The sequence below is a fragment of the Terribacillus saccharophilus genome (assembly GCF_000725365.1).
Lineage (GTDB): Bacteria > Bacillota > Bacilli > Bacillales > Amphibacillaceae > Terribacillus > Terribacillus saccharophilus.
Window position 1 is genome coordinate 467997 of record NZ_CP008876.1, and the last position, 14112, is coordinate 482108.

The following is a 14112-nucleotide window of genomic DNA, read 5'->3' on the forward strand; positions in this document are numbered from 1 at the left end:
TTTAATCAGCAAAGGACGGAATAAATCATATCCTTTCCCACGTCTTCTTCTTTTGCTTGAACGTAATTTATAGCAACATAGTGCCCTATTCCTTCTCATGTGTTATGCTAACTTATACGAACATGTCAAGGAAGCTGGTGTTAGTTATGCAGACAAAATATGCAATTGTAAAACAGGCAATCAAGTCCAAAATCCTCGATGGTACGTATGAGCCGCATGCTAAAATTCCATCGGAGAGCGAAATGATGAAGCAATTCGATGTGAGCCGTCATACGGTACGTCTTGCAATCGGAGAGCTGGTGAATGAGGGCTGGCTTTACCGTGAACAAGGTGCTGGAACATTCTGTGCTGATCGGTCGAAACAGCAGCTGCAGCAGAACGCTATGCAAAATAAAAATATTGCCATCGTAACGACGTACATTTCAGATTATATTTTCCCATCGATCATTCGCGGAGCAGAAGCTTATTTAAGTGATCATGGATATAATGTGAGCTTGTTTAATACGAATAATGATCATGAAAAAGAGCGGGAGTATCTCGAACGAATTATCACTACTGGTTTTGATGGTGCTATTATTGAGCCGACTAAAAGTGCATCTGCCAATCCGAATATCAATTACTATTTGAATTTGGAGCGGCTGCAGATTCCATATATCATGATTAATGCTTATTACGATGCTTTGGAGCCGTATCGAGTGCTTGTCGATGATGAGCGTGGTGCGTTTCTGCAAACAGAGCATCTTATCAAGCAAGGGCATCGGGATATCATCGGCTTCTTTAAAACGGACGACATGCAGGGCACGCTGCGAATGAAAGGATACTTAAAAGCACATCGAGAATATAAAGTACCAATCAATCCGAAACATATCGTGACATACAACACAGAAGAAAAGCATGAAAAGCCAGTACAGGAGCTTGAAGCATTATTGAATCAAACAGATGCCAATCCAACTGGATTAGTATGCTATAACGATGAACTGGCTATCAAACTGATCAATGTGCTGCGGGAACGTAATTTGAAAATTCCTCAGGATATGTCGATTGTAGGCTTTGATAATTCCTTCCTGACTGAATTATCGGAAGTGAAACTGACTTCTGTAGAACATCCGAAAGCAGAGCTTGGCAGGGCGGCCGGCAAATTGATTCTGGATTTAATTGAGAGTAATCAAGGTAAGGGCTCTGAAGGGGCAATAGACAGTGTTGTGTTCCCGACAAAGCTAGTACCAAGGCAGTCCACACAAGCTATCAAAGCAGATACATTAGAAAAAATAAAGTAAACAGATGGAGCTGAGTTAATCAGCTCTATTTTTATAACTTGTTGAACAAGTATTCTTCATAATTTCTATTTATAAAATCTTGTTCGTATAAGTTGTAAAGATATTAACCTGAAACTTATTGACTGATTAGGGCAGCGGTGATAGGATATACATAACACGCATCGTATAGGCTGACGCATCTAAATGTATGCGCTATCATCCAGACCATTCCCCAGTTAGCCGAGTACGGAAAGGGAGGTATGACCTCTTTAGTAAACGCTTTCAAATTCTGCTTATTGAGTTCAAAAATGAGGGGGTAGCTTTATGAAGAAGGTCTTGAAGACGCTGATGATCGGTTTGATGGTCATCATATTGGTTGCTTGCAGCAAAGGTGGAAGTGGCGGTGGCAGTGAAGCGGATGAAACGGAAGTTGTTGGTGCAGATCTGGAGAATGCAACAGAATTGACTTATTGGACATTTGTCGGTCAGCATATGGATTTATTCAAAGATTCAGCAGAACGCTGGAATGAAGAATTTCCGGACCGGCCAATCAAGCTCGTAGCTGAAACGTATCCGTACGATAATATGCATAATAACCTGCTGCTTAGTTTGCAATCAGGTAAGGGAGCACCAGATATAGCAGATATTGAATTAAGCAAGTTTCCGAACTTTTTACAAGGAACACCGCAGCTTGAGGCAATGAACGAATATGTGGAGCCAGTCCTTGCTGATTCCGTTGAGGCTCGTTTTGATCTATATGCGAAGGAAGGCGATTATTATGGCGTTCCAACTCATGTAGGTGCAACTGTTATGTATTATAATACAGAAATTATGGAGCAAGCTGGAGTGGATATCGATTCAATCCAGACATGGGATGACTTCGTGGAAGCCGGTAAACAAGTGACAGAAAACACAGATGCTGTTATGTGGAACGTCGGTACAGGTGACTTCCTCATGGATTTGTGGCCGATGGTTTCCCAGCAAGATTCCGATTTCTTTGATGCAGAAGGCAATTTGACATTGGATAACGAAACCAACGTTAAGACCCTTCAATTCTTGTATGATGCTATTTATACAGAGAAAATCGCTGAACTTACTCCTGGTGGAATGAACCAATCAGAGGATTTCTATAAGTATTATTCGGAAGGAAAGGCAGCAGCCATACTAGCACCGCTTTGGTATATGGGACGTTTTGTTGACAACATGCCAGAAATGGAAGGCAAAATTGCCATCAAGCCGCTTCCTGCATGGGAAGAAGGCGGTAAACGTTCTGCAGGTATGGGCGGTACCGGTACGGTCGTGACCAATCAGTCAGAAGAGACGGATTTGGCGAAGGAATTCCTGGCGTATACCAAGCTGTCGGAAGAAGGAAGCATCAATCTATGGAAGGTTCTCGGATTTGACCCGCCTCGCTGGGATGTATGGGAAAGTGAAGCAGTCAAAGAAGATAATAAGTATTATCAATTCTTCGGTGATGGCATATTCGATATGCTCTTAGAGGTTAAAGATGAGATCAACACACTGAATATCACCGAAAATACACCGGATGTTTCGACGGAGTATAATACGATAATCGCAGATTCTGTGCTGAGACAGAAGAATAAGACTCCTGAGGAAGCAATGAAAGAAGCTGCTGATAAGATTGAAAGTACGATGAAGTAATAACTGGACTCTAGAACCCCAAGCAGCACTATTGCAGCTTGGGGTTTTTATATTATTTCCAACTAATGCAAAAAACGCTTGTTTTTATAGACGCATCTGTCTATACTGAATATATAAACTTATACGTACATATTTCTAGTTAAGGAGATTGCAGGAGGAATATGTTCGTACGTGATGCGAGATGTGTCACCTTCTTTTTTTACCTTAATTGTAAGCGTTATCAAAAAAGAAAGAGGAGTGGGGATAAATGGCAGATAAATTGCAAGCAAAGATGGTTTTGGATAAGAGTTATCAAATCAGCGAAGTCGACAAGCGAATTTACGGATCATTCATTGAACATCTAGGAAGAGCAGTATACGGCGGTATTTATGAACCAGGCCATCCAGATGCAGATGAACAAGGTTTTCGAAAAGATGTTATTGACTTGGTGAAAGAGCTGCAAGTGCCTATCGTCCGTTATCCTGGCGGGAATATGGTATCTGCTTACAACTGGGAAGATGGTGTCGGACCGAAGGAAAGCCGGCCAAAGCGCCTGGAGCTGGCTTGGCGCACAATCGAGACGAATGAGATCGGGACGAATGAATTCGTGGATTGGGCGAAGAAAGCGCAAGCGGAAGTTATGATGGCTGTTAACCTTGGTACGCGAGGTATTGATGCAGCACGCAATCTGATCGAATATACAAATCATCCTAGCGGGACGTACTGGAGTGATTTACGCAGAGAGCATGGCTACGAGCAGCCGCATAACATCAAGACCTGGTGTTTAGGAAATGAAATGGATGGGCCTTGGCAAGTAGGACATAAGACAGCAGCAGAATACGGCAGAATCGCTAAAGAGACAGGCAAAGCTATGAAACTTGTTGATCCGAGTATTGAACTTGTTGCGTGCGGCAGCTCCAATACGGATATGCCGACTTTCCCGGAGTACGAGGCGACGACGCTTGATATCGCGTATGACGAAGTGGATTATATCTCGCTGCATCAGTATTACGGCAACACCTCCAATGATCCAGCTAACTACCTGGCGAAGAACATGGATATGGATCATTTCATCAAAACAGTTACTGCTACCTGTGATTACATCAAAGCAAAGCATCGCAGCAAGAAAACAATCAATTTGAGCTTTGATGAATGGAACGTATGGTATCACTCCAGAGAGCATGATGAACGCTTGGATCCATGGACAGTTGCACCACCACAGCTGGAGGACGTCTACAATTTCGAAGACGCGCTCTTAGTAGGAAGCATGCTAATCACTTTGCTCCGTCATGCTGATCGCGTGAAAATGGCTTGCATGGCACAGCTGGTGAACGTTATTGCGCCAATTATGACTGAAAACAATGGTCAATCTTGGAAACAGACAATCTATTATCCTTATTTGCACGCATCCGTTTATGGTAGGGGAATCAGCTTGCAGCCGATCCTTTCTTCTCCTAAGTATGATAGCAAAGACTTCACAGATGTACCGTTCATTGATAGCGCTGCTGTCTATGATGAGCAGGATGAAGCATTGACGATTTTCCTAGTGAACAAGCACCTGGAAGAAGCTATTCCACTGGATGTTGATGTCAGGAGCTTTGAAGGCTATGAAATTGAAGAGCATATCGTGCTTGAGCATCATGATTTGAAGGCTGCCAATACAAAGGACACGACACGCGTTGCACCGCATAACAAAGGAGAATCAAGTTTGGAAGACGGCAGACTGAAGGCACAATTGAATCGGACTTCCTGGAATGTCATCCGGCTGCGGAAAGCCAGAACAAATTAAGGGTGAGGGGGGATTGTGATGAATACAGTTACGCCAGTATCACCGGTGAGAACGCGGAAGAAACAGAATAAGTTCCTCCGGTTTCTGAATTCAAAAAAGGTAGTACCATTCGTTTTCATATCGCCATTTGTACTGTCACTGCTTCTTTTCACAGTGTATCCGGCTATACAGGGAGTTATTATGAGTTTCCAGAGTGTACTCCCGGGACAAGTGGAATTCATTGGGATGAGCAACTATGAGCGCGTCTTTAATCCAACATTTTACAGAGCTGTCTCAAATACAACTGCTTATGTAGTACTTACCGTACTGATTTTGACTATCATACCGATGGTGCTTGCGGTAATTCTGAATTCGAAGCATGTTCGCTTCCGGACGATTTTCCGAGCTTCACTCTTTATCCCGGCACTTACATCGACGATCGTCGGCGGTATGATCTTCCGCTTCATGTTCAGTGAGCAGGAAAGCGCTGTTGCTAACCAGCTCATTGGGGTGTTCGGCTTTGATCCACTGAAATGGATGTTCACACCATGGGCAGCAATCGGCCTTATGGTAATGCTCGCCTGCTGGCGCTGGATCGGCGTAAATATCCTTTACTTCCTAGCAGCCTTACAAAATGTACCGGATGAAATGTACGAAGCAGCCGAAATTGATGGTGCTACCAGATTCCAGCGCTTCCGTTTCATTACGATGCCAATGCTTAAGCCGATTATCATTTTCGTAAGTACGATCACGATCATCAACGGCTTCCGTATGTTTGAAGAAAGCTACGTATTCTGGGCTGTTGGTTCACCTGGTAACATTGGTCTTTCGATTGCGGCTTACATTTACCAGCAGGGTATCCAGCAAAATGATATGGGCTTCGGTGCTGCGCTTGGCGTCGTATTAATGCTCATCATCTTCGTAATCAGTATTATCTATTTAATTGCTACCGGGACATTCAAGAAGGGGGATCGATGATGAAAAAGAATAACAACAAACTACTGGGAGTTATTGCTACTGTTGTCATGGCTATTGTCAGTTTGATAGCACTATTCCCGATCATCAGTATCGTGCTGTCTTCGTTCATTCCTTCCGCCTCCTTGATGCGAAACGGTATTTCTTTCAGCTTCCCTTGGGATGAACTGACACTCAGCAATTACACGTACATCTTTACACAATCTGCTGAATATTGGACTTGGTATGGAAACAGTCTTTGGATTTCTGCATTGATGATTGTTTTGTCACTGTTCTTTTCATCCATGGTTGGCTACGCGCTGGCGATGTATGACTTCAAAGGAAGCAACATTTTCTTTGTCGCTGTTGTATTCATCCTGATGGTGCCATTTGAAATCCTGATGCTGCCGCTATTCCAGTTGATGATCGATATGACGCTGATTGATACGTATCTGGGCGTAATTCTTCCAGGTGTCGTTGCTCCGGTAGCAGTCTTCTTCTTCCGGCAATATGCACTTGGTTTGCCTAAAGAGCTGATGGATGCTGCCCGGATTGACGGATCGACTGAATACGGTATCTTCTTTAAAATCATGCTGCCGCTGATGGGACCGTCCTTGGCAGCGATGGCAATTCTGCAAGGGCTTGGCAGCTGGAATAACTTTCTGTGGCCATTGCTCGTACTTCGTTCCAACGATATGTTCACGCTGCCGCTCGGATTGGCAACACTGCTTACGCCGTATGGTAATAACTATGATGTGTTGATTGCAGGGTCTGTAATGACAATTATTCCAATTGTAATTCTGTTCTTCTTCTTCCAGCGCTATTTCATTTCCGGATTGACTGTGGGCGGTGTCAAAGGCTGAGTCTTGAGCTTTAATTAGAAAGGAGTTAGAACCATGCTGAAGAAAGTGATGAATAATCTCGATAAGTCTCTTTTGTGGATCACCCGATTTGCACACTTGAATGCACTGTTCCTGCTATACAGCCTCTTAGGTCTGGTCGTTGCAGGTGCAGCTCCGGCAACGGTAGCTGCCTTGCAGGTTTCCCGCCGGATACTTAATGGAGAAGAAGTAAAGGTGCACCAAGCATTCCATAAAGCATTTAAACAGGAGTTCTGGTCAGCAAATAAATTAGGGTGGCTCCTTGGAGCGGTGGGTTTCGTCCTGTATACAAACTATCTGCTTATCAGACAGGCAGATGGGCAGTTATTCTTCCTGGTGCCTTTCCTTTTCTATGTGCTCATTTTCTGCTATATGACGGTTGTGCTCTGGAGTTTTCCGCTGCTGGCAAATTATAAGTCCGGTACGTTCCAGGTCATTAGGAGTGCGTTCATCATTGGACTGACAAGGTTCCATATGACGCTATCGATCGGTGTACTGCTGTTCGCGCTTTTGTATCATAGCATCGGCTTGCCGGTGCTGCTGCTGTTCTTCTGCTTCAGTGTCAGTGCGTTCGGCTGGATGTGGCTGAGCATGAAGGTATTCTCCACGATGAAACACGAAGAACAGTTAGCCAGTTAGTTTATTTTTGATAGATTGGAGCGATAACATGTCGACAAGATTGATCATTCAAGCTGATGTCACAGAAGGAAAAATAAATAAAAACATTTACGGACATTTCGCGGAGCATCTCGGAAGAGGAATATATGAAGGAATCTGGGTCGGAGAGGATTCTTCCATACCAAATACAAAAGGCATCCGCAACGATGTACTTGAGGCACTCCAAAAGCTGAACATCCCGGTATTACGGTGGCCTGGGGGTTGTTTTGCAGATGAATATCACTGGAAAGACGGAGTTGGCCCTCGTGAAGAGCGCAAGCGTATGGTGAATACCCATTGGGGAGGAGTTGTGGAGAATAACCATTTCGGGACACATGAATTCTTCACGCTTTGCGAGCTGCTCGGAGCAGAGCCATACATTTGCGGAAACGTTGGCAGCGGTACTGTCCAGGAAATGTCGGAGTGGGTCGAGTACATGACATTTGATGGCGAATCGCCGATGACAGCTTGGCGTCAGGAGAACGGTCGCGAGGAGCCGTGGAAGCTGACGTATTTCGGGGTTGGTAATGAAAACTGGGGCTGCGGCGGAAATATGCGGCCGGAATATTACGCTGATTTGTATCGTCGCTATCAGACATATGTACGCAATTACGGCGACAACAAGCTGTATAAGATTGCCGGCGGTGCCAATGTTGATGATTACAAGTGGACAGAGACACTCATGCAAGAAGCAGCACCGATGATGGATGGATTAAGCCTTCATTATTACACGATTCCAGGTGATTTCTGGCTTGGTAAGGGCTCTGCTACTGATTTTTCCGAAGACGAATGGCATCTGACGCTGAAGCGTGCGCTTCATATTGAAGAGTTGATTGAGAAGCATGGCACTATCATGGATAAATACGATCCTGAGAAACGCGTCGGGCTGATCATCGATGAGTGGGGAACTTGGTTCGACGTGGAACCTGGTACTAACCCAGGCTTCCTGTATCAGCAAAATACAATCCGTGACGCGCTCGTAGCTGGTGCTTCACTCAATATCTTCAATAACCATAGTGAACGCGTTCAGATGGCTAATATCGCGCAAACAGTCAACGTATTGCAAGCGATGATCTTGACAGAAGGTCAGGAAATGATCAAGACACCGACGTATCATGTGTTTGATTTGTATCAAGTACATCAAGATGCGGAACGTCTTTCCTCCCATCTGGAATCAGATGAAATAAAGCATGGCGAATTGGCATATCCAACTGTCAGTACTTCTGTATCGAGAGGAAAAGACGGCAAAATTCATATTAGCTTCTGTAATCTGGACCACACAAATGAAGTTACAGTAAATACAGAGCTTCGCGGTGCAACACTCGGAACTGTAAGCGGCAAAATTCTCGCATCAGACAAGAGAGATGCCCGTAATACATTCGATTCGCCTAATGACGTTGAGGTAGTGTCGTTTACGAATTTCGCCGAGCAGGATGGCGGATTACAAGTTACTTTACCAGCAATGAGCGTGACCGTTTTGACAATCGAGGAGGGTGCCTGATGCAGTTATCGGCAGATATGCTGGCACTAGCAGATGAATATGGGATAAATCCTTCCACTTTTCCGCTTCTGCAAGTGGAAGGTGGAGCACTCACATCAATCGGAGCTTACTTGAATGAGAAGGGCTTGAGCAAAGCTGTCCTTATTATGGATGCTCAGACTAGAGCAGCCGCAGGTGACAAACTGGCAGCGCTGCTTGAAAGAGAGAACATCCATGTTCAGACGATTGAACTTTTAGCGAATCACCACGGTCAAGTGAATGCTGATGAAGCTTCGCTTGTACAGGTGCTTGTTGAAACGCCGGGGGATATAGATGTCCTCTTAGCAGTGGGGGCGGGAACGATTCATGATATTACCCGTTTCTGCAGTCAGAAGCTTTCCATTCCATTCGTGGCAGTTCCGACAGCAGCATCAGTCGATGGCTTCACCTCCAAAGGTGCGCCACTAATCCTGCGGGGAGTGAAGCAAACGATCCAGACAGCCGCACCGATAGCGGTGTTTGCCGATTTGGATGTGTTATGTGCAGCTCCCCGGCCACTTACTGCAGCTGGTTTCGGAGATATTTTAGGAAAGTTCACCTCACTGCTTGATTGGGAAATCTCTGCAAGAGTCGGAGGAGAACCCTATAATGCACTGGCTGCCAAAATGACACGACATTCGCTAGATACTTGTGTCGATCATGTCGAGGAAATAGCCAAGGCGGATGAAGCTGGCATACGAATTTTGATGGAAGCATTAATCGAGTCTGGTCTTGTCATGCAGGTGTTGGATTTCTCCCGACCTGCTTCAGGAGCAGAGCATCATTTGTCCCATTATTGGGAGATGCATTTGCTTGAAACGGATAAACGGCAGCTTCTACATGGAGCTAAAGTTGGTGTTGCTTGCAGCATTATTACGGAACTATACAAAGATTGGATTGAGCAGTTTGATCCTTCAGAAGCAAAAGGAGCTTATGCTCCAGGGTTACAGGAGCATTGGGAAGAAATCAGCTTGATGATTGCTGCACTCCCGACGCCGGAAGCACTGCAATACTATTTGTACCAGGTCGGAGCACCTGCTTCTGCTGAGGAAATTGGAATTGGTTCAGGGCTTGTACAGAACAGCTTGAATGAAGCGTACCATCTGCGTGATCGCTGTACTGGTCTGCTTCTTATCAATCAATTCAAGAACAAGCAGATCAGCTACCCACTGCAGGATCGGATCAGCAGTCAATGACTTGCCGGACTTGCCTGCAAAAGAAAAGCTATACAGCGGAGGAAGTGACTGCACTTGTTGCAGATCAACTAGCAATGGAACCCGTTTTGGCTGAAGAAAGCATCGTGTCTGCTCGATTAGAAATATGTTCAAATTGTCCGTCGCTTACAGCAGACCATACCTGTGCTCGCTGCGGTTGTTTTGTAGCGTTCCGAGCCTCCCTTCCGTATAAACGCTGCCCAGATCCTGACGGGAATCGCTGGCAGCAGGTATAATCAAAGCAAGGAGGCGATAGTTATGGCTTACTATCAAGCGTTAGATAGCATTCTATTCGATTTGGACGGAACAGTATGGAAGGATTTCACGTTAATTGACGGCGCTGCTGAAACGATCCGGACTCTGCAGGAAGCTGGTAAACGGGTGATTGGGCTGAGCAATCGAGGCACGCATTCCCGAAATCAGATTGCAGCCTATTTTAAGGAGCAAGGTATTCAGTGGGAAAAGGAAGATATTATTCTATCCTCCTATCTTGCAGCTGATTATCTGCAAACCCATTATCCTAAGCTGCCTGTGTTGGTGCTCGGGGAAGAAGGCTTACGGGAAGAGCTCATTGAAGCTGGTCTGACACTTGCTAATGAACCGGAGGATGCTGATTGGCTCGTGATTTCCCTGCACACAGGTGTTACTTATCATGATTTAAACCAGGCTTTCCGAGCTGTCATCCACGGTGCCAGGATTCTCGCAACCAATCAGGATCCTGTTTTCCCAGGAAAAGATGGCTTACAGCTGGATGTTGGTGGATTGATTGGAGCGATTGAAGCGTCAACAGGAAAGAAGACCGATATTATCGTCGGCAAGCCATCACATTTCATGTATCAAAAGGTAATGCAGCAAGCTGGCAGTGAACCAGAAAAGACGATGATTGTCGGAGACAGTCTGACTTCCGACATCGCAATGGGAGCTATGTTCGGCTTAAAGACAGCATTAGTGCTCACAGGAAATACAACCAAAGAACAGGCGGATATTTCTAGTATCAAGCCGGATCTGATTCTGCCATCCATCAAGGAACTTCCATTCACTTAAGAATATGGAGGAGATAAGATGAAAACGATTGATGTCGAACATGTTGAAGTTCGTATGAAGCAAGGAGAGCCTGTAGAGCTTCCGAAGACAGTCGACGTATTTATTGAAGAAGGTGTGCAAGCAGCATATCAAGTAAGCTGGCCGGATCTGCCGGAAATGAGTGAAGCTGGAACATATGAATTAGAGGGAAAGATTGAAACGGAGAATTTCCCAGAACCATTTATTGAACAGCGTGCTGATCCGTATATTCTGAAAGCAGCGGATGGATTCTACTATTTCACAGGCTCCTATCCGAAGTTTGACAGAATTGTTCTGCGCCGCGCCAAGACGTTGGAAGGTTTGCGTGAGGCAGAGGAACATACGGTTTGGGAGGCTCGTGAATCTGGTATATTGTCAGAGCATATCTGGGCTCCGGAGCTGCATCACATAGATGGGAATTGGTACATACATTTTGCAGCTGGAGATAAAGAGGATGTGTGGGCAATACGTCCATATGTGCTGGAGTGTACAGGAGATCCGTTTTCTGATGAATGGACGGAAAAAGGAGCAATCAATACAGATTTTCAAAGCTTCTCATTGGATGCGACAACGTTTGAACATCAAAACAGACGATATCTGGTCTGGGCTCAGAAAACAGAGAATGATACAATATCCAATCTTTATATTGCCGAGATGAAGAATCCTTGGGAGATAAAAGGTGAGCAAGTACTGCTGGCAAAACCTGAACACGCATGGGAGACAGACGGTTTCGACGTTAACGAAGGCCCGGCTTTCCTGCATCGCCATGGAAGAGTGTTTCTTACATTTTCTGCTAGTGCAACGGATGACCGCTATGCTATGGGTCTACTCTATGCAGATGAAGATGCTGATCTGCTAGATCCTGCATCATGGACAAAGCTGCCTGAGCCTGTGCTGACAAGCTCGGAGAATACCGGTCTTTATGGGCCTGGTCATAATAGCTTTACAGTGACAGAAGAAGGCATTGATTTGCTTGTTTATCATGCTAGATCCTATAAAGAAATTGAAGGAAATCCACTATACGACCCGAACCGTCACGCTCGAATCCAGCGTTTCTTCTGGAAGGATGGGATGCCGTATTTCGGTGAGCCAGGATATAGGCTTAAAGACTTGAGTAAGGTAAAAGCAACAATAATAATCGAGTAAACGAAAGTCCTTATACAGTTGTATAAGGACTTTTTTTGTGTCCATTTAGTGAAGAGAAAAGGATTTATCCAGATCGCCTCGAGAAAAGAAAGGAAATCTTTGTTGACTTCATTGAGAAAGTGAAATAAGATATTAATTGCTCTAACAAAAGTACTCTAATTCGAGTACTTTAAATAAACTAAAATACTCTCTTACTTAAGGAAGGATGCAAATATGAAATTTACACAATTCTTAAAATCTAAAGGAGCTATCGGCGCTATTTTCATGGGTATTCTATATGCTGTCTTTATGCTTGGGATATTCCTGCCTGGTTATTCAGCTATACCAGGGAACGTCGATCAATTAAAAGTTGCCATCGTAAATGACGATGCTGGAGAAGTTGGTGCTACAATCGCAGACCAGCTGACAGAAAAGCTGCCTTTTAAGGATATCGAAACTGATTTGACGAATAAGCAAGCATTAGATGATTTAGATAAAAATGACTTGGCATTAGTTGTTCATATCCCAGAGAATTTCTCTGAGAATGTACAAAGCGGAGAAGCTTCTTCTAGTATCGACTTTACAATTAATGAAGCTGGTGCAACGACTGTTTCTTCTACAATGAGCTCAGTAGTTGGGCAAATTAACAATCAGTTGAGTGCTCAGTTCTCACAGCAGACAGCTGAGGGTGTATTGATGAACTTCAATGTACCAGAAGATCAAGCAGCAGCACTAAGTAATCAAATTGAAACAGCTTATCAAGGTAACGTTGTAACGATCAACGAAATGCCAGATGGGATGAACAACAACATGCTGCCTATGTTCTTGACAATGGCTGGTTATGTTGGTGCCATGATTGGTGCGATGCAATTAGTAGGTGCATTCAAAGAAAGCCAAGGAAAAGCAAGCAGAACTCGCCTATTCCTATATGTCCAATTGACTGCATTGTTAATAGCAGTATTTGCTGCTTTAGTTGCTACAGGAATTGTTTACTTGGTAAATGATCCAAGCGGTGACTTGTACTTTGGTATGTTAGGCCAGCAAATCTTGAACTATATGGTTTGCTTCAACTTTGCAGCAATCTTTATCTTCTTGCTTGGTCAAGGCGGTATGATTCTAAACTTACCAATTCTGTTGATGCAAACACTTGCAAACGGTGCTACGATGTCTCGTGATATGATGTATGCGCCATATGAATGGATGAGTCATATCTCACCAATGTATTACTCTGTCCAAGCATACTTTGCGAATCTGTTCGGAAGCACAAGCCCAAGTCCATTTATTTGGTCAATGGTCGCGGTAGGGGCGGCTGCAATGCTGATTAATATTATCATCGTTGCTTTCGTTCATAAGCCTAAGGCGGCAGAAGGCGGAAATAGCAGCGAAGAAACAGAAGCTATTAAAGTGACAGTTTAAATTTGATATAATAAGATCATTCTGCTTGAGGGAGCAAAGAGAATGTCCATTCAAATTTTCATACTCAGCAAACTGATGGAGGATAATAACTATCCTTACAAACTTAAAAAACAACTATCCGAGCCTATCCCATTAGATCAACTTGGCGGGCTGACAGAAAGCAAGCTTTACTATCATTTCGATTCCTTAGCTAAGCAAGGATTAATTGAAGCAGTGGAAATCATTAAAGAAGAACATCGCCCCGATAAGCAAGTATTTCAGATTACAGCAAAGGGTCGCGAAGAGCTGCCGAAAAAGATCTATAAAGTCATGAAAAATGCAGATAAGATAAGCGACATGGTCGTTTGCTTAGCTAATATCAAATATGTCGATCGTGATAAAGTAGTCAGTATTCTAGAAGATAAACTAGAAAGAATTACAGATCGCTGGGAACAAATTAAAACATTCGATAAGCTTGTCCAAAAAGATGAAGATAAAGAAAAATTCATTGAATTTATGAGTGGCTATGTAACAACAAGAACGGAACATACCATTCATTGGTTGGAAGAGTTAATCAAGCGAGTTAAACAAGGGGATTTCTAAAATATTGTTTGAAATACACCGCAGAAGCTAAAGCTTC

Annotated in this window: 13 protein-coding genes; all 13 read left to right on the top strand. The window is 44.0% G+C overall.

Annotated elements, in window-relative coordinates; genetic code table 11:
- Positions 1-146 precede the first annotated feature (146 nt).
- Positions 147-1277, top strand: a complete 1131-nt coding sequence (locus GZ22_RS02500) for a GntR family transcriptional regulator (protein WP_038558374.1) — start codon at positions 147-149, stop codon at positions 1275-1277.
- A 303-nt stretch (positions 1278-1580) separates the two neighbouring features.
- Positions 1581-2918: an ABC transporter substrate-binding protein gene (locus tag GZ22_RS02505; RefSeq protein WP_038558377.1), complete on the top strand. Its 1338-nt coding sequence runs from the start codon at positions 1581-1583 to the stop codon at positions 2916-2918.
- A gap of 247 nt (positions 2919-3165) precedes the next feature.
- Complete coding sequence (arfA, locus tag GZ22_RS02510; RefSeq protein ID WP_038558380.1) at positions 3166-4686, top strand: arabinosylfuranosidase ArfA; 1521 nt, start codon at positions 3166-3168, stop codon at positions 4684-4686.
- Between the two features lie 18 nt (positions 4687-4704).
- Positions 4705-5643 (top strand): carbohydrate ABC transporter permease, encoded by a 939-nt coding sequence (locus GZ22_RS02515; RefSeq protein WP_038558382.1) that lies wholly within the window; start codon positions 4705-4707, stop codon positions 5641-5643.
- Entirely contained in the window at positions 5643-6482 is an 840-nt protein-coding gene (locus GZ22_RS02520) for a carbohydrate ABC transporter permease (RefSeq protein ID WP_051747968.1), read from the top strand. Before GZ22_RS02515 ends, GZ22_RS02520 begins: the two co-directional genes overlap by 1 nt.
- 33 nt (positions 6483-6515) lie before the next feature.
- A complete protein-coding gene (locus tag GZ22_RS02525; RefSeq protein ID WP_051747970.1) occupies positions 6516-7139 on the top strand; it encodes a YesL family protein in 624 nt (207 codons plus the stop codon).
- A 28-nt stretch (positions 7140-7167) separates the two neighbouring features.
- Positions 7168-8658, top strand: a complete 1491-nt coding sequence (locus GZ22_RS02530) for an alpha-N-arabinofuranosidase (RefSeq protein ID WP_038558384.1) — start codon at positions 7168-7170, stop codon at positions 8656-8658.
- Positions 8658-9872, top strand: coding sequence for a sn-glycerol-1-phosphate dehydrogenase (locus tag GZ22_RS02535; protein WP_051747972.1), 1215 nt, complete (start codon positions 8658-8660; stop codon positions 9870-9872). Before GZ22_RS02530 ends, GZ22_RS02535 begins: the two co-directional genes overlap by 1 nt.
- A complete protein-coding gene (locus GZ22_RS19080; protein ID WP_139193233.1) occupies positions 9869-10126 on the top strand; it encodes a DUF6171 family protein in 258 nt (85 codons plus the stop codon). Before GZ22_RS02535 ends, GZ22_RS19080 begins: the two co-directional genes overlap by 4 nt.
- A 22-nt stretch (positions 10127-10148) precedes the next feature.
- Positions 10149-10934: an HAD-IIA family hydrolase gene (locus GZ22_RS02540; RefSeq protein ID WP_038558390.1), complete on the top strand. Its 786-nt coding sequence runs from the start codon at positions 10149-10151 to the stop codon at positions 10932-10934.
- 18 nt (positions 10935-10952) lie between these two features.
- Positions 10953-12098, top strand: a complete 1146-nt coding sequence (locus GZ22_RS02545) for a family 43 glycosylhydrolase (protein WP_038558392.1) — start codon at positions 10953-10955, stop codon at positions 12096-12098.
- Positions 12099-12311: 213 nt separating this feature from the next.
- Positions 12312-13493 carry a YhgE/Pip domain-containing protein gene (locus GZ22_RS02550; protein WP_051747974.1) on the top strand — a complete coding sequence of 394 codons (1182 nt, stop codon included), beginning with the start codon at positions 12312-12314 and terminating at the stop codon, positions 13491-13493.
- Positions 13494-13535: 42 nt separating this feature from the next.
- Complete coding sequence (locus tag GZ22_RS02555; protein WP_038558394.1) at positions 13536-14075, top strand: PadR family transcriptional regulator; 540 nt, start codon at positions 13536-13538, stop codon at positions 14073-14075.
- The last annotated feature ends 37 nt before the right edge of the window (positions 14076-14112 follow it).